This is a genomic window from Rhodococcus sp. YH1, assembly GCF_009939605.1.
Taxonomy (GTDB): domain Bacteria; phylum Actinomycetota; class Actinomycetes; order Mycobacteriales; family Mycobacteriaceae; genus Rhodococcus; species Rhodococcus aetherivorans.
In genome coordinates, this window is record NZ_WVTE01000227.1 from 24,266 (window position 1) to 45,625 (window position 21,360).

Here is a 21,360-nt window from a genome sequence, read left to right on the forward strand (position 1 = left end):
ATCCGTACGCCGGGGCTAGCGTGGAAGACGGTCCTGCCCGAGGGAGGTCGCCATGACACCCACCACGACCCGTCCGCGCTCCCCGGTCGCCGCCCGGCGATTCGGGTATCTCGTCGCGGTGCTCCTCAATGCGGCGGTGCTGTACGCCGCCAACGTGTGGCCGGGCTGGGAAGCCGTACCATTCCTCACCGACGGCACCCGGTCGGTCATCGGCTTCGTCAATGCCTCGATCCTGGCGAGCTTGATCGCCAATCTCCTGTACTTCGTGTGGGATCCCGTCTGGTTCAAGGCGCTGGGAGACGTGGTCACCACTGCGGTCGCGCTGCTGGCGCTGCTGCGGATCTGGCAGGTGTTCCCGTTCGACTTCGGCGACGCCTCGTTCGACTGGCCGCTCGTGGTGCGCATTGCGCTGGGACTGGGAATCGTGGGCAGCATCATCGGAATCGTCGCCGCGTTCGTCACCTTCGTCCGCAACGTGGCGGGCCACCCGTCCACCCGCGAGATCCGGCACCACTGAACGGCGCCCCGAACCGGCGATTTCCCCGCAATCCGGAGGTCAGCATGGAAGAGCGTTACGACTACGACGTGATCGTCATCGGGGCCGGACCCGGTGGGCTCACGGCCGCGGCATATCTGGCGGCCGCCGGGCGCCGGGTACTGGTGGCCGACGCCCGCAACCAGCCGGGTGGGCACATGTCCGCCTTCACCCACGACGGATACGAGTTCGACATCGGGCTGCATTACACCTCCGAGGCGCCGGTGCGACACGCACTCGGACCGTTGGGTGTGGACGTGACGTTCCGGGAGTTCGATCCCGCAGGAATGTTCCGGCTGCTGAACGGCGACCGCGAACTGGCGGTCCCGAAGGGCATGGATGCCTTCAAAGCCACTCTGTACGAGGCATTTCCGGCAGAGCGTCACACGATCGACGAATTCCTCACCACCGTCGAGCTGCTCACCGAGGAGCTGGGACGGATCGCGGAGCGGCCGCACCTGCGTGAGCTGCCACAGCTGCCGTGGCGGCTACGCGGCCTGCTGCGCTACGGACGCGCGACCGCCGGTGGCTACCTGCGCCATCTGCACGCCTCCCCGCAACTCACCACCGCACTTCTCGGCTGGACGACAGGCAGTCTGGCCGTGGCGCCGTCGCGGCTGTCGCTGCCGGTGGCGGCCCGGATGATCCACACCTATCTCGAGGGCCTGTCGTACCCGCAAGGCGGATCGCGGGTCGTCTCGGAGGGCCTGGCAGAGGTGGTGCGCGGCCATGGTGGCGACGTACTGCTCGGCACGGAGGTGAGCCGGATTCTCGTCGACGACGGCAGAGTTCGCGGCGTACGAACACAGGACGCATCGCTCGACACCGTTCCGGGGGCCGGACGCGAGATTCTCGCCCCCGCGGTCGTGTCGGCGGTCGATATTCAGCAGACGTATCTGTCGCTGCTGCCGCCGGATCGTGTGCCTTCCCGGCTCCTCCGGCGGGTACGCAGCTACGAACTGGCCCTGCCGCTCGCCGTCGTCTATCTGATTCTCGACCGGGACCTCGCCGCCGAGGGCTATCCGAACGCGACCCGTCTCGTCACCGACACGGACGACTTCGATGCGGAGTACGCCGCGCTCCGTGCGGGTGAGCTTCCCTCGTCCACGTCCGCCGGCCTGTGGATCGCGAGCCTCGCCGACCCGGAGAACCCCCGGCTGTGCGCGCCCGGGCAGACCAACGTTCAGCTGATCGGCCCGGCCCCGGCACAGCACACCTGGTGGGGAATAACACCGGGAAGCGGTTCGACAGCGCGCTACGACGCGAGACGACGCGAGCTTCGCGACCGGCTCGTGAGGTCGGCCGAACGCACGGTTCCCGGCCTGGCCGACGCCATCGTCCACGAGGAGACGGGGACTCCCGTCACCGACGAACGCTTCATGCGCTGCACCGGCGGCGTGTCGTACGGCCCGGCGTTCACCCCGAGCCAGACGTTCACCCGCCTCGGCGCGACGGGACCGGTCGAGGGCCTGTTCCACGCCGGTGCGGGGGTGCGCCCGTCGCACGGGCTGGTCGGCACCCTGTTCGGTGGGGTGGCCGCCGCAGCGGCGGTCGCGGGAGTATCCGTCGACGACCTGCGGGACGCCGCAGCAGCCGGATGCGGCGCGGCCGCGGCCGGCACCCCCACCTGACCGGTCACGGGACGGCGGCGTCCCGCCGCGCCACACGACTCGGACCGCATGACGACGGCCGTCCGGCGAGGCTTGCCTGGTACCACCCCCGGCACCGCACTAGCGTTGGAACCATGCCCGTTCCCGAACTGCTCGCCGGCCGCTACGAGTTGCGCGGCCTGCTCGGCTGCGGCGGCATGGGCGAGATCCACGACGGCTGGGACACGCGGCTGGGGCGGCCCGTCGCGGTGAAGGTGCTGCGCGGCGAGTTCGGCCGCCAGCCCGACGTGCGCCGGCGCTTCGAAGCCGAGGCGCGAGCCGCCGCGAACCTCACCGATCCGCACATCGTCGCGGTGCACGACAGCGGCGAGGACGCCGGAGTTCCGTACATCGTGATGGAACGCCTGCCCGGCCGCACCCTCGCCGACGAGATCGCCCTCGGCCCGATGCCGGAGGACCGAGTGCGCGCGATACTGATCGCCGTGGTGGCTGCGGTCGCCGCGGCGCACGACGCCGGGATTCTCCACCGCGACATCAAGCCCGGCAACATCCTCTTCACCGAGACCGGAACGGTGAAGGTGACCGACTTCGGTATCGCCAAGAGCGCCGGCGAGGACTACACCCGTACCGGTGAACTCGTCGGCACCGTCGCCTACCTGAGCCCCGATCGGCTCTCCGGCACACCGGCGAGCGTGACGGACGATCTGTATGCCGCCGGGGCCGTGGGGTACGAGGCGCTGACCGGGCGGAAACCCTACGACTACGACAACCTGCTGGCCCTGGCGCGGGCGATCACGCAGGGGCCGCCGCCGCCGCTGGCCACCGCGCGACCGGACGTCGACCCCGCACTCGTGGCCGTGATCGAGCGTGCGATGGCACGCGAACCGGAGCACCGCTTCGGGAGCGCCCGGGACATGCTCGCTGCACTGCGGGAACCGCACCTGGCCGCACTGCGGGAACCGCACCTGGCCACACTGCGGGAACCGCACCGCGCCGATCCGGTGACCGAGGTGATCCACGCGCCGACCCGGGGGTTCACCGTTGCCGGGCCGCCCGTGCCGGCACCCGTCCCGACGCGGTCGACGTTCGACGCGGCGCCCGACTCCGGTCGCCGCCGGATCCTGCTCGCAATCGGCCTCACCGCCGCGGCGGTGGTCGCCCTCCTCCTGCTGGCCTGGGGTCAGGGCGGCGACACACCGCCGGTCGCCACGCCGGGGACGAGCAGCGTTCCCGCCACCGCCCCGACACCGGTCGGCAGCGTGGGTTCGCCCACCCCCTCGGCCGTGGACACCGGGCCCGTCTTCACCACCCTTCCCGTGCCGGCCCCGGCGCCGGCGCAACCGCCGGCGGAGGAGAAGCCTCCCAAGCCCGAAAAGCCCAGCAACGACAACGGAAACGGCGGCGGAAACAACAGCAACAGCGGAAACAACGGGGGCGGCAACAATGGAGGCGGCAACAATGGAGGCGGCAACGGCCGCTGACCGTCGGCCGTCGAGACAGGCCCGGCACGAGCCGGGACCGCGCGCCGCAAGCGCTCCCGCTTCGAGGCGGAGCGCTTGCGGCGTGGGTCGAGCGTGGGTCAGAGCAGGATGCCGAGACCGGCGAGCAGCGTGAACAGCGTTGCAGCGAGGGAACCGAGAACCATGTTTACCTCCGTTGTGTCGAGTGACGATCCTTCCGTCCTCGCATGAGCGGGGACGAACGACGCTCCCGCAGCAGCAGGGTGCACCACGGGGGACGTCATCAAGATCATCGAGCGGTACGTTCTAGGTGTTACCCGCGGTTCGCCGTCCCACTCCGTGATGTGCATCACCGACGCCTCCGTCAGCCTCCGAGGATGCGGCGCAGCTGCCGGGCCTGACCGACGAGGTGGCCGTCGCCGTCGGTCAGCTCCGCCTCGTCGACGCACAGCATCTCGGTGGCCCACACCGTTCGGTGCCGCAGGTGATACCAACCGTCGGCGGCTGCACGCGACGGGGCGAAATGCGCCGCGAACTCCACCGTCGGAACCGGGACGGGTGCGGACATCGTCGCGAACAACCCCGGCGGCAGCGCATCGAGGAGGATCGCGGCGCGCTCGACCGGAGCGAACTCGACCGCGGACATCAGCCGTATCCACACCTCGAATTCCGGGTCGTCGCCCCGGCCGAAGGGCCGGGCCGCATTGATCGGCCGGATGTCGAGGTACTGCGAGAACGGCACGAAGTCGACCGGGATCTCCAGGGGCGGCAGCGTCACGGGATCCGTGCCGCCGAAATCGCTTCCCGTACGCGGCCAGGTCGTTTCACCCACCGTCCGGGCGAGCCGGACGAGGGCGGTGACCGAGTCCGGCATCGATGCCCGGGCGCTCACGGTCCGGCCGCCGCGGACGTCGTCGACCGCGACGTCGACGGGGCCGGGCTGCACAGGGCCGGTGAAGTGCGCCGAGACGGCGAGCGGCGTTGCGCCGGTTTCCACGGCGGCCGCGCGAATCAGGGCCGCGACGACGAGTCCGCCGTGCACGCCACCGAATCCCAGCCAGCTGGAATCGAATTCGATCGGGAAGGGGGCGGGGGCGAGATGGGTCATGCCAGGACCTTCACTTCCGGTGTGGACGGGCGGGGGGTCATACCTCCGGCGGCGAGGGCGGCGACGACGGCAACCGCCGCGATCGTCCACCAGGAGAATCGGAAGGCGGACACCGCATCGTCACCGGCCCCGAGGATCGCGACGAGCACGCTGATCCCGAGCACGGTGCCGAGCTGCCGGCTCATGGTGACGATCGCGCTGCCGGTGGCGGTGCGTGCCGGGGGCAGTTGCGCCGTGGCGGCCGAGAGGATGGTCGGCAAGGCCAGCCCCACGCCGACGCCGCCGATCAGCCAGCCGGGCAGCAGCGCGGTCGCATACTCCGGCTCCGGCCCCACCGTCGCGAGGACCAGGCCGGCGCCTGCGCCCCACAGCACGCATCCCGCTGCGGCGATCGCGCCGGGGGTGAAACGTCGCGCGAGCACCTGCCCGACGGCGGCGAAGAGCGGCACCATCAGCGGCCCGGGAGCCACGGCCAGACCCGTCCGCAGCGCGGAGTATCCCCAGACCTGTTGCACCCACAGCACATTGGCCAGGAGACCGGCCGCGAACGTCGCGCTGAAGATCAGGGCGGTCACGTTCGACCAGGAGAAGGAGCGCACCGCAAGCAGACTCGGCTCGATCAGCGGCGCGGGGTGCCGGGCGTTGACGTGCGCGAACAGCAGCAGGGCCCCGGCGGCGACGACGAACGCGGCGAGGATGCGGACGTCGGCCCAGCCCCACTCCGGCCCCTGGACGAGTCCGAGCGCGAGTGCACCGATGCCCAGCGTCAGCAGAGCGGCGCCGGCCAAGTCGAGGCGGGTGCCGGAATCGACCGGGCGGATGTCCGGCACGACGCGCCGCGCGACGGCGAGGAGCAGGATCCCGATCGGGACGTTGATCAGGAACGCCCAGCGCCACGAGACCTCGACCAGAAGCCCGCCGACCACCGGGCCGAACGCCGCCGCCGCAGCACCCGTGGCCGCCCAGATCCGCACGGCACCGGCACGTCGCGCCTCCGGCACCGCGCTCACGAGCAGCCCCAGGCTGGCCGGCGTCAGCGCCGCGGCTCCGACGGCCTGGAACAGCCGGCAGATCACGAGCACCCACAGCGACGGACTCAGCGCACATGCCGCGCTCGCGACGGTGAACAGCCCGAGGCCTGCGAGGAAGCCGCGCCGGCGGCCGATGCGGTCGGCCCAGCGACCGAGCGGGACCAGCAGCGCCGCGTACACGATCGCGTAGCCACTGAGCACCCAGCTGAGCTCTCCCAGCGAGCTGCCGGGGTAGCTGGTCCCGATGTCGCCCAGTGCGACGTTGAGGACGAACAGATCGAGGCTCGCGACGAAGGGCGCTCCCGAGAGGACGGCGAGGAGCGGGCCGATCCGGACCGAGACCTGACTTTGGCTTTCCATAGCCAGAGAGGTTAGAAGCTGACTATGGCCTTGGCAAGTCAGATAGGATGGGGGCATGCATGCGGCACGGTTGGACGGCTTCCTCGCCGATCGCGACGCCTGGCAGGCCTCCCAGTGCTCGATCGCCAAGGCGATGGACGTGGTGGGGACCCGCTCGGCGATGCTGATCCTGCGCGAGGCCTACTACGGCACCACCCGGTTCGACGACTTCGCGCGCCGCGTCGGCATCACCGAGGCCGTCGCGGCCGCACGCCTGCGCGAACTGACCGCCGAGGGCCTGTTCGAGCGCCGGCCCTACAAGAAGCCCGGGCAGCGGACACGGTACGAGTACATCCTCACCGAGAAGGGCCGCGACCTGTTGCCTGCGGTGCTCGCGCTGATGCAGTGGGGCGACAAGTACCTCCAGGGCGAGCGCGGCGGCCCCCTCGGCCTGTCCGACGACGCCACCGGCGACCCCGTGCGCGTCGAGGTCCGCAGCACCGAACGTGAAGTCCCCCTGGAGGAATTGCGCCTGACACCGAACTTCACCGAGGAGCAGGCCCGGCGCGCGATGCGTCGCACCGACCCCGCAAACCGATGACTCGCCGTCACGCGCTCTGAGACAATCGCATCGGTCGATGCGTTTCCACGAGCGTGCCGGGGGTGGTCACGGTGACAAAGATCCCGGAAGACGGTGCCGGGCCCGATCTCACCCGGGTGCCTACCGACTTGCTTCTCGCCGAGCTCCGCCGGCGGATCGAGTCGTCGACGGCCCCCTCCGCGGCGGCAACGCCCGGACGGAACGAGGGCACCCCTCCCCCGAACACGCCCCTGCAGGTGTTCGAGGTCTCCGAGGGCGACGAGAGCGAGCTGCGCACGTCACCGATCCACCCGGACAGCGAGACCTGAGCCGAGCACATTCCCACGCTTTGACGGTCATGCGCATGATCAAGCCGGTAGTTGCCACTCTGCTCGAGACAGGCGGGTGTTGCGGCCAGTGAGCCCGGACAGGGCCGGCGCCGTGGGGCGGCGGAACCGCTCGGAGTGTGCAGCCCAGTACTCGCCGAGCGGCTGCCGACGATGCACCTCGGCGGCGGTCCCGTGGTGCACTCCCGTCGGGGCGTGCCGGCCCGGTGCGCTGTGCCGGCGCTCGGTCGCGACCCGACTAGCAGTGTCGCTCAATATGCACCACGGAGTTGGAACCCGTCCTCGGCCGGTCAGCTCGTCGCGACGAGCCCGTCCACTGCGGCTTCGGCCAGGGCTTCACCGAACTCGTCGGCACCGAGCCGACCTTCGGGTGAATACCACTCCGATGCGGAGGTGAGCATGCCGATCACCGCAAGCACTGCGATGCGCTCGCTGCGCGCCTTCCGGAAGGTGCCCTCCGCGACCCCCGCCCGATAGATCTGCAGAAATACATTCTCGTACTGCTTACGCAGCTCGACTACTTGCTCTCGGGCACCGTCACCGAGGAACCGCCATTGATGAAAGGCGACCCGGGTCTGTTCGAGGGTCTTCGCCAGCACCTTCACGTGGGCCTTGACGGCGCCGCGCATCCGATCGGGAGCCGGATCCTGGGATTCGAGGAAGGGGCGGAGTTCTACCAGATAGTTCGTGATGCCCTCGGTGACGATGTCGGCGAGCAACTCTTCCTTGCTGCTGATGTGGGCGTACAGACTACCGGGCAGCAGCCCGACCGCCTCAGCGATGTCTCGCATCCCGATGACGGGGAACGTCCGCTCGCTGAACAAGGCCAAGGCGGCTGCACGGATCTCCGCAGCCGAAACCGGGCCGCTCTTTGCGGAACGGCTGTTGTTACGCCGTTGTCTCGGTGGCATGCCTCCCCCTTCCCCGTCCGGGACGGTCAGTTCTTCTTACGAATGTAACCCAAACAAACAGTCGTTACCAAGGCGACAGCATCGGGTTCGTGCCGCTTCCCGGCTGCTGCGACATCGACCGCTACGGTGCATTCTCGTCGAATGGACGCAGCCCGGCGAGAAGGATGTCTGCCAGCTTCCGCCCGCTGTCCGCACGCGCTGGATCGTCGGCGTGGATCCATTCCGGCGCCCAGTTCAGCGCGCCGAGAACCGTCAAGGTTGCGTAGCGAACGTCGAGGTCAGGGCGGAATACCTGGGTCTCGGCGCCCTCGCGGATGGTGGTGCGGAAGAACTCTTCGTAACGGCGCCGGGCTGCGATCACCTGGGCACGGGACTCGTCGCCCAGATACCGCCATTGATGGAAGACGACGAGGGCCCGTTGCGGGTTTTCGGCGACGATGTCGATGTGGGCACGGATGGCTTGTTCGAGTCGTTCGTCCGGTGCGGTGGCGGGGTCGATGGATTCGACCGCAGAGACGAACCGGTCGATCCCGGTGGAGACGATCTCGTACAAGATCGCCTCTTTGCTCTCGACGTAGGCGTAGATACTGCCCGGGAGCATGTCGACCGCCCGGGCGATGTCGCGGATGGAGGTGGCCGGGTAGTCGAGGTCACCGAACAGTGCCGTCGCCGCGGCGAGGATCGTTTCGCGCGTGGCGGCGGCAGGTGCCCGTTCCGAAGTGCTCACAGTGTCACTGTAGTGAGGCGTCACTGTAGTGAGGCGTGAGCGGGCGCCGATGCCGCCGGATCCGCGGTGGGCGAATCCGCGGCGTGTGTCCGATCCTCGTTGAAGCGTGGTGGACGCTTGTCGAGGAAGGCCGAGACCCCTTCGAGCAGATCCGGCCCGTAGTGCAGGGCCGAGACCGCCCAGAAGCTGTTGGTCATCGAGGTGGCCAGGTCGACTTGCCACGTCGAGCGCAAGGCTTGTTTGGTGGCCTCGACCGCGCGCCAGGACTTGGCTGCGATCTTGCCGGCCAGCGCCACCGCCTCGGGGAGCAGGTCCTCGGGTTCGACTACACGGTTGACCAGCCCGATCTCGAGAGCGCGCTGCGCGTCGATGACGTCCCCGGTCAGCGCCAATTCCGCCGCCATGCCCGATCCGAGGAGTCGCGGCAGGAAGTAGGAGCCACCGTTGCCAGGGGGAAGACCCATGTTGATGTAGGTCTCCCCCATTTTCGCTCTGGTGGAGCAGATGCGGATGTCGCATGCCAGGGCGAAGTCGAGGCCCCCGGCGGTGGCGCCCCCGTTGATCGCCGCGATCGTCGGCAGCCGGGATGCGACGACACGCTGGGTCAGGGGGAAAAGTACCCGGGCGTTGTAGGGTTCGTGCTCGACGCGGTGCTGATGTTCGAGGTAGTCCTTCATCGCCTTCAGATCGGCACCGGCGGAGAACTGCTTCCCGGCGCCGGTCAGGACGAGGGCACGGACACTCTTGTCGGCCTCGAGCCGCGTCAAGGTCTCCACGAAGTCCCGGACCAGTTCCGGCACGACCCCGTTGCCCCGATCCGGGCGGTTGAGTGTCAGTACGACGACGCCGTCGTCGGCCTGCTCGTAGTACAGCGTTTCCAGGTCTTGCCGCACTGGTGTCTCCTTGGGTGCTGGATGGACGGTGCCGACGACGGTCACCGCGTGAGGAGGGTGGCGACGGTGGTGGCGTAGGCGCCCGCCAGCCATCCGCCGGCATTGACTGCCAGCCCTACGCCGGCGCGTTCGACCTGCCGGGCTCCGGCTCGTCCGCTCAGCTGGTCGAACAGTTCGACGATCTGGGCGCAGCCGGTGGCGCCGAGGGGATGTCCCCGGCTGAGCAGACCGCCGCTGACGTTGACGGGGGTACGGCCGCCGAGGGCGGTCTGACCCTTGCGCAGCAGCAGGTGTCCTTCCCCGTCCTCGCACAATCCGATTTCGCTGTACTGCAGGATCTCCGACGGTGCTGCGGCGTCGTGAACCTCGATGACGTCGAGGTCGTCGGGGCCGATGCCGGTGGCGTCGTAGACGGCGCGGGCAGCGCGGGCGACCGGTTCCGAGCCGGCGCCGTGGCCGGAGGCCAGGTCGATTCCCCGGATCTGACACGTGCCTGCCCCGTTGCGGTTGCGGTAGCGCTCGGACACGAGCACGACGGCGGCGGCGCCGTCGGTGGTCGGTGAGCACATCGGCAGGGTCAGTGGGTCGACGATCATGCGGGCGGCGAGCACGTCGTCGATCGTCTGCGGGGTGCCGAACTGGGCCCGGGGGTTGAGGGCGCCGTGAGTGCGGTTCTTGACCGCCACGGCGGCGAAGTCTTCGACCGAGGCGCCGTAGGTGTCGATGTACTCGCGGGCCTCGGCGGCGTAGACGTCGAGCAGGGCCGAACTCTTCAGTTCCTGGGCAGCAGCATCGGTGTCGAGTTCGGCGACATCGGTCGCGCCGCGGATGGCGGCGAAGGTGCGGTGTTTCTCGCTGTGGGAGAGTTTTTCGACGCCGATGGCCACGGCCACGTCGCAGCGGCCGGCGCGGATGGCGTCGTATGCCCCGAGCACCGCGCTGCTGCCGGAGGCGCACGCGTTCTCCACATTGACCAGGGGTATTCCAGCCAAGGGGGTGTGGCGAAGCGCCACCTGGCCTCGGATCATTTCCTGGCCGGTGAGCAGGCCGGCGGCGCCGTTGCCGAAATACACCCGGCCGACGTCGCGGGGCTCGATGGCGGCGTCGGTCAAGGCTTGCGCGGCGGCCGCGGCTGCCATCTCGCCGAGGGTCTGGTCGGTGCGGCTGACGAACGGTGTCATGCCGACGCCGGCGATGAAAACTCTGTCCACGGCAAACTCCTGGTTCTGTGAGGCGGCCGGGCCACCGCGAGGGTCGTGGCGCCGTCGCGGCGGCCCGGCATGCCAAGGTCGTTACGGCGTCGCGGTCGCCACGCCGCGTGCGCCGCCGCCGACCTTGCGGTCGTGGCCGGCCCAGTAGCGGTCGCGGACCTCGCGGCGCAGGATCTTCCCGTAGGCACTGACCGGGAGTTCCGGTACGAACTCCACGGCTTTGGGTTTTTTGTATCCGGCCAGGTTCTCCCCGCAGAAGCGGATGAGCTCCTCGGCGGTGACCTGGTGGCCCGGTTCGGTCACGACCACGGCGTGCACGGCTTCGCCCCAGTACTCGTCGGGGATGCCGAAGACCACCACGCTGGCCACCGCAGGGTGGGTGATCAGCACTTCCTCGACCTCTCGGGGGTAGACGTTGTTGCCGCCCGAGACCACCATGTCCTTGGTCCGGTCCAGAAGGTAGAGGTAGCCCTGGTCGTCGAAGGTGCCCACGTCGCCGGTGTAGAGCCATCCGTCGCGCAGCGCCTCGGCGGTGGCCTCGGGATTGTTCCAGTACCCGCGCATGACGACGTCGCCACGGACGATGATTTCGCCGGCTTGGCCGGGAGCGACGGGAGTGCCGTCGGCATCGACCACCCGCACCTCGACGTCGGTGCGGGCTATGCCGGCCGATCCGAGGCGGGGATCGTCGGTGGCCGCGAACCGGGCGTGCATCTCCCGGGTCAGTCCGGTGACCGTGATCGGAGCTTCCCCCTGGCCGTAGATCTGCGCGAAGATCGGGCCGAAGGTTTCGACAGCGGCCTTGAGGTGCTCGAGGTAGATCGGGGCTCCCCCGTAGCACACTGCCTTCACGGTGCTCAGATCGAACCGGTCCGGGTCGTACTTGTCGAGGATCGCGACGATCTGGGTGGGGGCGAGGAAGGCGATGTGGGAGACCTTGTGCCGGGCGACGGTGTCGAACAGCAGTTCCGGGGAGAAGCTCAGCGCATCGAGGATGACGTTGGTTGCGCCCCGGGCGATGGTGGGCAGAGCGACGATTCCGCTACCGTGCGACAGGGGTGCGGCGTGCAGCACGACATCGTCATGGTCGATGTTGTAGACGTCGGCGAGGTAGTTCATCACTACCACGCGGCCGGTCCGGTGGGTCCAGGTCGCGCCCTTGGGGCGTCCGGTGGTGCCGGAGGTGTAGAACAGCCAGCTCGCGTCCTCGGCGGTCACCTCCACAGGCGCCTCGAGCGGCGTGCCGGAGTCGAGGAGGCGGTCGTACGGTTCGATGCCCGCGGTGCCCCCGACCTCGAAGCGCCACTGCATGCCGTCGCATTCGCCCAGGTGCTCGTCGATCTGGGCGGTGAAGGCGGTGCCGTGGATGAGTACCTTCGCTCCCGAGGAGCGGACGATGTAGCCCATCTCCTTGGGGTGCAGCCGGGCGTTCATCGGAACGGCGACCAGCCCGGCGGCCAGGCACCCGAAGACGGTCTCGAGGACCTCGGGACTGTTGTGCAGCGCGAAGGCGACCCGGTCTCCGCGACGCAGCCCGCGGGCGAGCAGTTCGCCGCCGATGCTCAGGGCACGACGGTAGAACTCGCGGTAGGTGACGGTCCGGGCCCCGGCCACGATGGCCGGGTGATCCGGGTGGTGGGTTGCGGACTTGGCGAGGAAGGTCGCGATGTTCATCTCGGGGATAGACACGGCACCGGCTTCCTATTCCGCCCGGAACCAGGCGATATGGCGGCCTTCGTCCGGGGTGGTGTCGAACTGGACCCGCATGTCGCAGCGATAGGCGTCCCAGCCGCCGTTCGCATCGGGACGGAGACGGGCGAGGAGCTGGACGCCCTCATCGAGCTTGACCACGCCGACGGCGTACGGCAGGTCGTCCTCGAATCCGGTTGGAGCCCCCACTCGCTGAATCGCGAAACTGTGCAGCTGTCCCGCGCCGGGAGTGGGCGTCCATCCGAGATCGGTGCTGCCGCAGGAGGGGCACACGTACTTCGGGTACATGATGGGGTTGTGGCATCCACCGCACTGCTGGATCACCAGTTCGCCTCGGCTCAGCGCGGCGTAGTACTCGTCGGTCAGAGAAGTCGTCATGTTGTCCCTCACTTGTCCACGCGCTCGAGCAGGAGCACCTGGCTGTCCATATAGGTGCCGCCGGAGCCGCCGCAGACGGCACGCCGGCAATCGGAAATCTGGCGGGCGTCCTCGGCGCGGCCGAGGAGCTGGCGGATGCCCTCCACCAGCAGGGCGGTGCCGCCGCCGACGCCGGTGTGCCCGGCCGAGAGCAGACCGCCGTTGGTGTTGACCGGCAGGCGGCCGCCGGGAGAGAACTCCCCGGCGGCGAACAGCCGGGCGCCCTCATGCAGCTTGCACAGGCCCAGGCCCTCGAGGCCGATGGTCAGCACGGCCGCATAGGAGTCGTAGACCTGCGCGATGTCGGCGTCGTCGGGGCCCCAGCCGGCCTGTTCGTAGGCGCGTTCACCGGCCCGCCGCCATCCCATGGTGGCCAGGTCGTTCTCCTGACCGATGCTGTAGTGCGACACGCAGCCGCCCGAGCCGGCGATCCGGACCCACCGGTCATGCGTCTTGCGGGCATTCTCGGTACTGGTCATCACGTACGCGGTGGCGCCGTCGGCCAACATCGGGCACTCCATGGCATGGATCGGATCGCACACCATCTTCGAGCCGAGCACCTGCTCGACGGTCAGGTCCTTGTCCTTGTACATCGCATTCGGATTGAGTCGGGCCCACTGGCGCAGGGCGACGCATACCGCGGCCATCTCTTCCGGAGTCGAGCCGGACGCTGCCATGTATCGCTGGGTGATCAGGGCGCCGACCGCGTTGAAGGTCAGGCCGGTGGGGCGCTCCCACTCGCGGGGGATGCCGTAGCCGCTGAGCATGTCGACCATGTCCGCGACGGGGGCGGAGCCCCACTTGTCGGCCTGGACCACCAGGATGTTCTTGGCCTGTCCGCTGGCGATCAGGCCGGCGGCGGTGCGGGTGATGTTGTCGCTGGTCGATCCGCCGGAGTGCAGCATGGCGCTGGCCTTGGCGCGGCCGTGCAGGCCGAGTTCCTCCACCACACGGGAGAAGATGAGGTCGGCCTGATCGTCCGCGGAGTGCAGGCACGGGATCAGCAGCACCGTGTCGATGTCGGAGATCTGCATGCCGGCGTCGCGGACCGCGGCGACCGCGACCTCGACGAGGGAGCCGATGAAGGGGCGGTTCGGATAGCGCCCGGAGGGGATTTCGGCGATACCCACGAAAGCTGCTTCGAGAGGGCTTCCCGCCATGGGGTTGAAACCGAGATCGGTCGAAGAGAGTGTCATGTGTCAGCCTTCCAAGGGGCTACGTCGCTTGGCCAGCAACACCATTCGGACGGTCATCACCGTCTCGTCGTGCTGGTTGACCACGGTGTAATCGAGGGAGAGGATGCCCTGGTCGGGCTTTCGTGCGGGTTCGGCAGCCACCACTTCGACCCGGACGTGCACGGTGTCGCCGGGACGCACCGGCTTGAGGGCACGGATCGACTGGACCTCGCGCATCGCGACGATGGCTTCGCCGTAGAAGCCGGCCAGGGCCACCAGACCCACCGCGATGCAGAAGGTGAAGGGCCCGTGCGCGATTCGGGTACCGAACTGGGTTCGGCTGGCGTACTGTTCGTCGGTGTGCAGGGGATAGTGGTCGCCGGTCAGGCCGGCGAACATCGAGATGTCGGACATGTCCACGGTGCGACCGCCGGTGACGCAGACCGTGCCGACCGGGAAGTCCTCGAAGTAGCGGTCGACGTGGAAAGTCCCCGTCTCGGCTACGGTCGAGGGTGCTGTGCTGGTCACTGTTCGGACTCCATTCCCAGATCGATGGCGGCGAGCGCTTCGTGCGCGAGGCCGAGACTCAGGTCGGCTTCCATGACCCGCCGCAGCTGACGGGTCAGCACCTTGCGGGCGTACCGGCGGGCCAGGAGCGGTTTCTCGGCGATACCGCGGGCGAGCTCCCAGGCGCGGGGCAGCAGCTCCTGCTCGGACAGGACCTCGTTGACCGCGCCGTAGTCGAGGGCGGTGCGAGCATCGAGTTCCTGGCCGGTCAGCAGGAAGTAGCGTCCACGGTTCGAGCCCAGCACGTGCGGCCACACCACGTGGGCGCCGTCCCCGGGCACGATGCCGGAAGGGAAGTGCGGTCCGTCCTGGAAGGTGGCGGACTCCGCGGCGAGGACGATGTCCGACATGACGGGGATCTCCGGGTGGTTGGTCACCGGTCCGTTGACCGCCGCGATGACCGGCACCTCGATACTCAGCAGGTTGTTGAGCAGACGCTGGCCTTCGAAGATGATCTCGTCCCAGTCGTGCGGGGTGCCGAGGTTGAACGAGGTGAAGTCGATCTCGTTGCAGAACGAGGGGCCGGTGCCGGTGAGGATGACGACCTTGTTCTCCCGGTCGCACGCGATGTCGTGGAAGCAGTAGGCCAGCTCGTCGTGTGCGGTTGAGGTCCACACCAGGCTCTTGCCTTCGGTGTGGACGGTGACCAGGAGGACGCCGCCGTCTCGTTCGAGGCGGATGTTCTCGTACTTCTGTGAGTACTCCTGGAAGGGGGTGGCCAATTGCTTCATCGAACTTCCTCCGTTCGAGTCACCGAGGAGCGGTGAACAATCATTTGTTTTTTGAATGTAACATCAGGTGAGGCCGGTAACAAGACCGCTGTACTCGTCGGAAACCGGGTAGAGAACAATCAGGTGTCATGCCGTGGTGTCCGCACTGCACGGCCACCCGTTCGAAAGGAGGCGCCATGCCCCGGCAGTCCCGTGCCCGCGCTTCGGCACCGAAGAAACCGACCAAGCAGGAACGGCTCATGGCGGCAGCGGTGCGTCTGTTCAGCCGGCAAGGCTATGCCGGTACCTCCGTGCGCGACCTCGGCGAGGCGCTGGGAATCCAGCCGGGCAGCGTGTACGCCCACATCGACAGCAAGCACACGATGCTGGTCAGTCTCGTCGAGAGCGGCATCGACCAGTACCTCGACGCTGTGGCCGAGTTGCCCGGCACTCCGACCGAACAACTGCGGCACTTCGTCGAGGCCCACGTGCGGGTCGTGGCCGAAGACGTCAACCGCGCCCGAGTCGTCTACCACCAGTGGCGCCACATCCAACCACCGGAGCGCACCCGGATCGTGGCCAAGCGCTACGCCTACGAACACCGGCTCCGGGACATCATCGACGCCGGGGTAGCGGCCGGCGAATTCGCCCCCGACCTCGATCGTCCGACCGCCGTACGCGCCGTCCTCGGCATGGTGAACTGGTGCCCGGAATGGTTGCCCGCGGACGGCTCGGAGCCGGCCGAGGCGGTCGCTGCGGGCGTGGCCGAGATCGTGCTGGCGAGCGTGCGCGTCGGCCACGGCGCAGCCCACGCCTAGTCGGGCCGGACGACGACGGCGCCGACGAGCGAGTCCGGCACACCGGAGTCGACGCACCGGGTGTGGATCAGCCAACGGCCGTCGACCTTGGCGAACTCGTCGCGGTACCGCCCCAGGGCGGCCAGACGCACGGTCTCGCCGTCGACCCGCAGTGCCAGCACGCGCGCGCTGCCCCGCGCCCGATCCGTGGACATTTTCTCCACCAGGATGTTGCTGACGATGTGATGGGTGCCGGCGGACCGTTGGGCCGCGGCGGCGAAGAACTGCGCCAGTGCCGCTGTGCCCGCCACCGGTTCCCGCCCCGTAACGGTGAATGTGCCGTCCTCGGTGAACAATTCGATGCATCCTGGGACGTCCCCGGTGTCGAAGGACGTCGAGTAGCGCGCGTACAACTCGGTGATCGCCACCCGGTCCGCTACGGGGAGGGTGCGTTCGATATCGATGCTCACAGGTACCTCCTGATCGTAAGAATTCGCCGTCAGCCGACGGCGCCGGCCGCGGCCTGCTTCTGAAAGGCCAGACGCGCCTCGAGGAATTCGCGGGGACTGTTGGAGGCGAACACCCCGGTGACGGTGCTCCCGCAGCGCAGGTGCGCGACGAACTTCCCCTCGTCGATCGATCCACTGAGCACGTCCACTTCGGCGTCGGTGCCGCCGGCACCGACGAACTGCAATCGGTGGCCGTGCTGCTCGGTCCAGAAGAACCCGTCGCCCGGGTCGTGGGAGTGCTCGGCCTCCATCAATGCGTGGGCGGTGCGGCGGGCGCTGTCGGCGGCGGCCGTCCAGTGCTGCAGGTCCTCGTGCTCGGGACCGATGTGCATGCACACGATGTCCCCGACACCGAAGACGAACGGATCGCTGGTGCGGCCGTCGACGTCGCACACCAGGCCTCGGTCCACCTCGAGCCCGGCCTCGCGCAACCACTGCAGCTCGCGGCCGACGCCCACCCCCACGGCCACGATGTCCGAGGAGCGGGAGGTGCCGTCGTCGAGGGTGAGGGTCACCCCCGTGGCGGACTCGTCCACCGACGACACCACGACCGAATTGGTCAGGCGCACCCCGTGCGCGGTGTGCAGCTCTGTCAGCCACTGGGACAGCCGGCGACCGACGATGCCGATCATCGGTCCTTCGTCGGCGGCCACGACGTCGACCTCGAGACCGAGGTGGCGGGCCGACGAGGCCACCTCGAGCCCGATGAAGCCGGTTCCGACGACCGTGATCCGGGAGGCGTCGGCCAACGCCGTGCGTAGCGCACGGGCATCGTCGACGGTACGCAGGTAGTGGATGCGCGCTGAGGGCGACAACCCCGGCAATCGGCGGGCCTGCGCCCCGGTGGCCACCACGAGGCGTCCGTAGGGCACGGTGGTGCCGTCGGCAAGGGCCAGACGGCGGCCGGCCGGATCGAGCGCGACGACTTCCGAATCCAGATGGATGTCGAGGTCGAGTCTCGCCAGGGCCTTGTCGTGGAGCAAATGCAGGCCGTCGGTGTCGAGTTCACCGGTCAGAAAGTCCTTCGACAGCGGCGGGCGGTCGTACGGCGGTTCGGACTCGTTCGAATACAGACGGATCGGCCCGTCGTAGCCCAGGGTCCGCAGCCCCTGCGCGGTCCGCACGGCGGCCAGGCCACCGCCGACGATGACGATGTCGTTGGAGGGTTGGGCCATGGTCATCTCACCGTTTCGACGCGTTGGGCCAGCACTTGGGTCGCCCGCTGCACCAGGCGGAACTTCTGCACCCGGCCTGTCACGGTGACCGGAAGCTCGTGCTCGGCGACCACCAGGACATGGGCCGGCACCTTGAATCGGGCGAGCAGATCGCTGCAATAGGCGATCAACTCGTCTTCTTGGATCGAGGCGCCGTCGGCAGGCACGACGAAGGCACATCCGACTTCGCCCATGCGCTCGTGCGGAACGCCGACCACGTGTGCCACCTTCACCGCCTCGTGGCGGTTGAGCACGGCCTCGATCTCCGACGGGAGCACCAGCTCACCACCGCAGCGGTACGACTCCTTGATCCGACCGGTCAGCGTGAGGTAACCGTCTGCGTCGAGGCGACCGAGGTCGCCGGTGCGCATCCACCCGTCCGCGGTGAACAGCGCCGCGGTCTCGGCGGGCTTGTTGTAGTACCCGGGGGTGACCGCCGGGCCTCGCACCACGAGCTCACCGATCTCTCCCACCGGCAGATCGGCGCCGGTGTCGGTCGCGATGACCTTGTACACCGCCACGGCAGCGCCGAGGCCGGGGTCGCCGGCGGCGCCGGCGGGCTTGACGGTGCCGTTGGTGGTCTGGAACCGGATCAGCGCGTCTCCCGGCAGCGTGCACATCGTCGACGCGGTGGTCTCACTCTGCCCGTACGCGGTGAACAGTTCCTCGACGCCGAGCACGTCGAGCATGCGCTGCCACATCTCCGGGCTGTGGGCGGTGCCCGAGGAGAACATCGTCGACAGGGGTGAGAGGTCGTAGGTTCCGTCGGCGGCCGCGTCGAGCAGCCGGGAGGTCATCGTCGGCACGCAGATGAGTTCGTCGATGTCGTGGCGTGAGACCGACGCGAGCATGGCCGCCGGATCGAACGTCACCTGTGGTGCCACGGCACCACCGACGAACATCGCCGCCACCATCGCCTCGATGTAGCCGAAGACGTGGTACATCGGCAGGGCGTAGCCGATGCGACGCCCGTCCTGGAAGGCCCGCGTATAGGCCGAGCTGTAGGCGGTGCGGGTCACCGCATCGTGAACGAGCATGACCCCCTTGGGTTTGCCCGTGGTCCCGGACGTGTACAGGATGTCCGAGACGGTCCGCGCGCCGACCCCGCGGGTGACCATGAGCACCTGCTCGTCGGGGATCGAGGCACCGGCGGCCTCGATACAGGACAGCGGAGCGCCGCGGCGGGGCAGGTCCGAGGTCACGGCGCGGACGAAGACGTGCCGCAGCCGCGGCAGGGCCTCTCCCCCACCGTTGTCCTCCCAGCCCGGAGCGATCCGGTCGAGGCAGTCCAGATAGTCGAGCCCTCTGAACTCGTCCATCGTGATCAGCACGCTCGCGTCGGACTGGCGCAGCACGTAGGCCAGTTCTTCGTGCCGGAGCAGGTAGTTGACCGCGACGGACACCGCGCCGATCCGGGCGATTGCCAGCTTGAGTGCGATGAAGTCGGCGAAGTTCGCCATGTCCACGGCGACATGGTCGCCGGGCCGCACGCCGACCGCCATCAGTCCGGCGGCGAGTCGAAGGGTCCACCGGTGCATGTCGGCGTAGGTGTAGGTGCGGTCGTCGGTCAGGACGAAGGGGCGCTCGGGGTACTCGGCGGCGACCTCGTCGAACAGTTGGGCGGTGGTACGCGGCCGCCACGGGGCGTACCGTTGCTCCAGCGCCAAGCGGCGTTCGGTCGTAGTGTCAGGATTCATCTCGGCGGGTCTCCGGTTCACGGGAGGGTGTTCTCGGCGGATACGAGGGCACGGATCTCTTCGGGGGCGAAGCCGGCCTCACGGAGGATGTCCTCGGTGTGCTGGCCGAGCGGCGGTGGAGAGACGAGCGGCAGGTCGCGGTCTTGGTCGAGCGGCAGGCGCACCTGTGCGGCAGCGGGGTCGTCGACCACCAGTGCGCGTTCCTTGGTCAATGGGTGGGCGAGGGCCTCCTCGAGGGAGTGGACGGGACCGACCGGCACCCCGGCGGCTGCGATGCGCGCGAGCCAGTAGCCGGACGATTGGGTGACGAACACCTTCTCGAGTTCGGTGGTGAGGTCCTCGCGGTGGTGCACCCGATCGGTGACGGTCGCGAATCGCGGATCGTCGACGAGTTCCTCGGCTTCCATTGCAGAGCAGAGTTTTTGGAAGAGTCGGTTGGTGGCGGCGGCGACCATGATCGATCCGTCGGAGGTGGGGAACTCCTGGTAGGGCGCGGTGCTGGGGGCGGCCGATCCCAGTCGTTGCGGGTGGAAGTCGGCGGCCACGAGGCCGATGATCTGGTGGCACATCATGAACAGGCCGCTGTCGATCAGGGTGGATTCGAGGCGGACCGGACCGTCCTGACGGGGCCGGTTGGCCAGCGCGGCCATGATCGACATGCCGGCCCACATCCCGGTGGAGATGTCGACGAGGGAGGGGGCGGTGCGGGCCGGGCGGCCATCGGGGTCACCGGTCAGACTCATGATCCCGGTGAAGGCCTGGACCAGCGCGTCGTAGCCGGGGCGGTCATGGCCGAGTCGTCCGCGGCCGAAGGCGCTGATCGAACAGTAGATCACTCGGTCGTTGACGGCGGTGACGTCGTCGAATCCGAGGCCCAGTCGCTCGGCGACACCGGGCCGGAACGACTCGACCACCACATCGACGTCGCGGGCTAGGCGCAGGACGGCGTCTCGCCCCTGCCTGGTGGCGAGGTCGAGGGCGACGCTGCGCTTATTGCGGTTGACTGTGGAAAACACCGTTCCGGTGCCTTCCCGTTGCGGCGGGAGCAGCCGGGTGGAATCGCCACCGACGGCGCGTTCGATCTTGATCACGTCGGCGCCGAGGTCGGCCATGATCATGCACGCGAGGGGACCGGCGATGTTCTCGCTGAGGTCGAGGACTCGTATGCCCTGGTACGTGTGTTGCAGACCCATCTACGCTCACATCTTTCCATGGTGCCCGACTGAGAACACCGGGGCGGACGGTGCTGAAAAAACAATCACTTGTTTATTGCTATCAGATGCGGTTAAGGTGGTCAAGACCACAGCGTCCTCCGAATATCACCCCCGTCACACCCCAGGAGAACTCATGGATTTCCGTTTCACCGACGAGCAGCAGATGTGGCACGAGACCGTCCACGCCTTCATGGAGCGTGAGGTCGGGATCGAGTACATCCGCAAGCACGACGAGGCCCGCGAGTTCCCGGAGGAGGCGTACCAGAAGATCGCCGACCGCGGCTGGCTCGGGTTGCTCATCCCGGAGCAGTACGGCGGCCTCGAAGCCGACCCGGTGATGTACGCGATCTTCTGCGAAGCCATCGCCAAGTACAGCCTCGACTTCGCCGCGGCGATCATGACCTCGATGTTCACCGCCACCAACATTGCGTTCCACGGCACCGACGAGCAGCGCCAGAAGTACCTGCCGGACTTCATGGAAGGCAAGATCAAGTTCAGCATCTCCATCACCGAACCCAATGCCGGTTCCGATGCCGCCGGCCTGCGCACCCGCGCCGTTCAAGACGGTGACTCGTGGATCATCAACGGCAACAAGGTG

At 68.5% G+C, this 21,360-nt stretch carries 23 protein-coding genes; 7 read left to right on the top strand and 16 right to left on the bottom strand.

Annotated elements, in window-relative coordinates; translation table 11 throughout:
- Nucleotides 1-52 precede the first annotated feature (52 nt).
- The 3 genes from AIIKEEIJ_RS19490 to AIIKEEIJ_RS19500 all read left to right on the top strand — a co-directional run bounded on the left by AIIKEEIJ_RS19490 (nt 53) and on the right by AIIKEEIJ_RS19500 (nt 3,626).
- On the top strand, nt 53-517 hold the full coding sequence (locus AIIKEEIJ_RS19490) for a hypothetical protein (protein ID WP_050034604.1): 465 nt from the start codon (nt 53-55) through the stop codon (nt 515-517).
- Nucleotides 518-561: 44 nt separating this feature from the next.
- Nucleotides 562-2,166 carry a phytoene desaturase family protein gene (locus AIIKEEIJ_RS19495; protein ID WP_006942985.1) on the top strand — a complete coding sequence of 535 codons (1,605 nt, stop codon included), beginning with the start codon at nt 562-564 and terminating at the stop codon, nt 2,164-2,166.
- A gap of 113 nt (nt 2,167-2,279) precedes the next feature.
- A complete protein-coding gene (locus AIIKEEIJ_RS19500; protein WP_050034603.1) occupies nt 2,280-3,626 on the top strand; it encodes a serine/threonine-protein kinase in 1,347 nt (448 codons plus the stop codon).
- Nucleotides 3,627-3,724: 98 nt separating this feature from the next.
- On the opposite strand, the gene AIIKEEIJ_RS19505 is transcribed toward AIIKEEIJ_RS19500, so the two are convergent.
- The 3 genes from AIIKEEIJ_RS19505 to AIIKEEIJ_RS19515 form a co-directional block, all read right to left on the bottom strand.
- Complete coding sequence (locus AIIKEEIJ_RS19505; protein WP_238406470.1) at nt 3,725-3,889, bottom strand: hypothetical protein; 165 nt, start codon at nt 3,887-3,889, stop codon at nt 3,725-3,727.
- An 80-nt stretch (nt 3,890-3,969) separates the two neighbouring features.
- Complete coding sequence (locus tag AIIKEEIJ_RS19510) at nt 3,970-4,713, bottom strand: acyl-CoA thioesterase (protein ID WP_050034601.1); 744 nt, start codon at nt 4,711-4,713, stop codon at nt 3,970-3,972.
- Nucleotides 4,710-6,104: an MFS transporter gene (locus AIIKEEIJ_RS19515; RefSeq protein ID WP_029541203.1), complete on the bottom strand. Its 1,395-nt coding sequence runs from the start codon at nt 6,102-6,104 to the stop codon at nt 4,710-4,712. The genes AIIKEEIJ_RS19510 and AIIKEEIJ_RS19515 overlap by 4 nt, the downstream gene beginning before the upstream one ends.
- A 55-nt stretch (nt 6,105-6,159) precedes the next feature.
- Here AIIKEEIJ_RS19515 and AIIKEEIJ_RS19520 point away from each other — a divergent pair, with 55 nt between their 5' ends.
- Together AIIKEEIJ_RS19520 and AIIKEEIJ_RS19525 are read left to right on the top strand one after the other, a co-directional pair.
- Nucleotides 6,160-6,684 carry a winged helix-turn-helix transcriptional regulator gene (locus tag AIIKEEIJ_RS19520; RefSeq protein WP_006942980.1) on the top strand — a complete coding sequence of 175 codons (525 nt, stop codon included), beginning with the start codon at nt 6,160-6,162 and terminating at the stop codon, nt 6,682-6,684.
- Between the two features lie 62 nt (nt 6,685-6,746).
- A complete protein-coding gene (locus AIIKEEIJ_RS19525) occupies nt 6,747-6,992 on the top strand; it encodes a hypothetical protein (protein ID WP_006942979.1) in 246 nt (81 codons plus the stop codon).
- A gap of 308 nt (nt 6,993-7,300) precedes the next feature.
- Here AIIKEEIJ_RS19525 and AIIKEEIJ_RS19530 read toward each other — a convergent pair whose 3' ends face one another.
- From AIIKEEIJ_RS19530 to camK, 9 genes are all read right to left on the bottom strand, one after another.
- Entirely contained in the window at nt 7,301-7,921 is a 621-nt protein-coding gene (locus tag AIIKEEIJ_RS19530) for a TetR/AcrR family transcriptional regulator (RefSeq protein ID WP_161996384.1), read from the bottom strand.
- 121 nt (nt 7,922-8,042) lie between these two features.
- Complete coding sequence (locus tag AIIKEEIJ_RS19535; protein ID WP_006942975.1) at nt 8,043-8,648, bottom strand: TetR/AcrR family transcriptional regulator; 606 nt, start codon at nt 8,646-8,648, stop codon at nt 8,043-8,045.
- Between the two features lie 20 nt (nt 8,649-8,668).
- The gene (locus AIIKEEIJ_RS19540) at nt 8,669-9,541 is read right to left on the bottom strand and encodes an enoyl-CoA hydratase/isomerase family protein (RefSeq protein ID WP_065923017.1); all 873 of its coding nucleotides are present in this window, start codon (nt 9,539-9,541) and stop codon (nt 8,669-8,671) included.
- A gap of 41 nt (nt 9,542-9,582) precedes the next feature.
- The gene (locus tag AIIKEEIJ_RS34075; protein WP_006942971.1) at nt 9,583-10,752 is read right to left on the bottom strand and encodes a thiolase family protein; all 1,170 of its coding nucleotides are present in this window, start codon (nt 10,750-10,752) and stop codon (nt 9,583-9,585) included.
- An 81-nt stretch (nt 10,753-10,833) separates the two neighbouring features.
- The gene (locus tag AIIKEEIJ_RS19550; protein ID WP_161996385.1) at nt 10,834-12,441 is read right to left on the bottom strand and encodes an AMP-binding protein; all 1,608 of its coding nucleotides are present in this window, start codon (nt 12,439-12,441) and stop codon (nt 10,834-10,836) included.
- Between the two features lie 12 nt (nt 12,442-12,453).
- On the bottom strand, nt 12,454-12,840 hold the full coding sequence (locus AIIKEEIJ_RS19555) for a Zn-ribbon domain-containing OB-fold protein (RefSeq protein WP_006942967.1): 387 nt from the start codon (nt 12,838-12,840) through the stop codon (nt 12,454-12,456).
- 8 nt (nt 12,841-12,848) lie between these two features.
- On the bottom strand, nt 12,849-14,075 hold the full coding sequence (locus AIIKEEIJ_RS19560; protein ID WP_065923018.1) for a thiolase family protein: 1,227 nt from the start codon (nt 14,073-14,075) through the stop codon (nt 12,849-12,851).
- Between the two features lie 3 nt (nt 14,076-14,078).
- Nucleotides 14,079-14,582 carry a MaoC/PaaZ C-terminal domain-containing protein gene (locus tag AIIKEEIJ_RS19565; protein WP_006942965.1) on the bottom strand — a complete coding sequence of 168 codons (504 nt, stop codon included), beginning with the start codon at nt 14,580-14,582 and terminating at the stop codon, nt 14,079-14,081.
- Nucleotides 14,579-15,352 carry a 6-oxocamphor hydrolase gene (gene camK / locus AIIKEEIJ_RS19570; protein ID WP_006942964.1) on the bottom strand — a complete coding sequence of 258 codons (774 nt, stop codon included), beginning with the start codon at nt 15,350-15,352 and terminating at the stop codon, nt 14,579-14,581. Before camK ends, AIIKEEIJ_RS19565 begins: the two co-directional genes overlap by 4 nt.
- Nucleotides 15,353-15,528: 176 nt before the next feature.
- On the opposite strand from camK, the gene AIIKEEIJ_RS19575 reads away from it, so the two are divergent.
- Entirely contained in the window at nt 15,529-16,149 is a 621-nt protein-coding gene (locus tag AIIKEEIJ_RS19575) for a TetR/AcrR family transcriptional regulator (RefSeq protein WP_006942961.1), read from the top strand.
- Here the strand turns inward: AIIKEEIJ_RS19575 and AIIKEEIJ_RS19580 are convergent.
- Genes AIIKEEIJ_RS19580 through AIIKEEIJ_RS19595 form a run of 4 tightly spaced genes read right to left on the bottom strand, consistent with a single transcriptional unit; the run spans nt 16,146 to nt 20,741 of the window.
- Complete coding sequence (locus AIIKEEIJ_RS19580; protein ID WP_006942960.1) at nt 16,146-16,598, bottom strand: nuclear transport factor 2 family protein; 453 nt, start codon at nt 16,596-16,598, stop codon at nt 16,146-16,148. The two genes, AIIKEEIJ_RS19575 and AIIKEEIJ_RS19580, sit on opposite strands and share 4 nt — an antisense overlap.
- 29 nt (nt 16,599-16,627) lie before the next feature.
- Nucleotides 16,628-17,812 carry an NAD(P)/FAD-dependent oxidoreductase gene (locus AIIKEEIJ_RS19585; protein ID WP_006942957.1) on the bottom strand — a complete coding sequence of 395 codons (1,185 nt, stop codon included), beginning with the start codon at nt 17,810-17,812 and terminating at the stop codon, nt 16,628-16,630.
- A 2-nt stretch (nt 17,813-17,814) separates the two neighbouring features.
- Nucleotides 17,815-19,548, bottom strand: coding sequence for a class I adenylate-forming enzyme family protein (locus AIIKEEIJ_RS19590; protein WP_044476297.1), 1,734 nt, complete (start codon nt 19,546-19,548; stop codon nt 17,815-17,817).
- Between the two features lie 17 nt (nt 19,549-19,565).
- Nucleotides 19,566-20,741, bottom strand: coding sequence for a CaiB/BaiF CoA transferase family protein (locus AIIKEEIJ_RS19595; RefSeq protein WP_006942951.1), 1,176 nt, complete (start codon nt 20,739-20,741; stop codon nt 19,566-19,568).
- Between the two features lie 154 nt (nt 20,742-20,895).
- On the opposite strand from AIIKEEIJ_RS19595, the gene AIIKEEIJ_RS19600 reads away from it, so the two are divergent.
- Nucleotides 20,896-21,360 (top strand): acyl-CoA dehydrogenase family protein (locus AIIKEEIJ_RS19600; protein ID WP_161996386.1); only part of this gene is annotated, 465 nt, incomplete at its 3' end.

Excerpts from the sequence above, each read along its gene's own strand:
- AIIKEEIJ_RS19500 (WP_050034603.1), top strand. The coding sequence starts at position 2,280 with ATGCCCGTTCCCGAACTGCTCGCCGGCCGCTACGAGTTGCGCGGCCTG.
- AIIKEEIJ_RS19530 (WP_161996384.1), bottom strand. The coding sequence starts at position 7,921 with ATGCCACCGAGACAACGGCGTAACAACAGCCGTTCCGCAAAGAGCGGC.
- AIIKEEIJ_RS19560 (WP_065923018.1), bottom strand. The coding sequence starts at position 14,075 with ATGACACTCTCTTCGACCGATCTCGGTTTCAACCCCATGGCGGGAAGC.
- AIIKEEIJ_RS19510 (WP_050034601.1), bottom strand. The coding sequence starts at position 4,713 with ATGACCCATCTCGCCCCCGCCCCCTTCCCGATCGAATTCGATTCCAGC.
- camK (WP_006942964.1), bottom strand. The coding sequence starts at position 15,352 with ATGAAGCAATTGGCCACCCCCTTCCAGGAGTACTCACAGAAGTACGAG.
- AIIKEEIJ_RS19520 (WP_006942980.1), top strand. The coding sequence starts at position 6,160 with ATGCATGCGGCACGGTTGGACGGCTTCCTCGCCGATCGCGACGCCTGG.
- AIIKEEIJ_RS19595 (WP_006942951.1), bottom strand. The coding sequence starts at position 20,741 with ATGGGTCTGCAACACACGTACCAGGGCATACGAGTCCTCGACCTCAGC.
- AIIKEEIJ_RS19515 (WP_029541203.1), bottom strand. The coding sequence starts at position 6,104 with ATGGAAAGCCAAAGTCAGGTCTCGGTCCGGATCGGCCCGCTCCTCGCC.
- AIIKEEIJ_RS19555 (WP_006942967.1), bottom strand. The coding sequence starts at position 12,840 with ATGACGACTTCTCTGACCGACGAGTACTACGCCGCGCTGAGCCGAGGC.
- AIIKEEIJ_RS19585 (WP_006942957.1), bottom strand. The coding sequence starts at position 17,812 with ATGGCCCAACCCTCCAACGACATCGTCATCGTCGGCGGTGGCCTGGCC.
- AIIKEEIJ_RS19490 (WP_050034604.1), top strand. The coding sequence starts at position 53 with ATGACACCCACCACGACCCGTCCGCGCTCCCCGGTCGCCGCCCGGCGA.
- AIIKEEIJ_RS19505 (WP_238406470.1), bottom strand. The coding sequence starts at position 3,889 with ATGACGTCCCCCGTGGTGCACCCTGCTGCTGCGGGAGCGTCGTTCGTC.
- AIIKEEIJ_RS19575 (WP_006942961.1), top strand. The coding sequence starts at position 15,529 with ATGCCCCGGCAGTCCCGTGCCCGCGCTTCGGCACCGAAGAAACCGACC.
- AIIKEEIJ_RS19495 (WP_006942985.1), top strand. The coding sequence starts at position 562 with ATGGAAGAGCGTTACGACTACGACGTGATCGTCATCGGGGCCGGACCC.
- AIIKEEIJ_RS19590 (WP_044476297.1), bottom strand. The coding sequence starts at position 19,548 with ATGAATCCTGACACTACGACCGAACGCCGCTTGGCGCTGGAGCAACGG.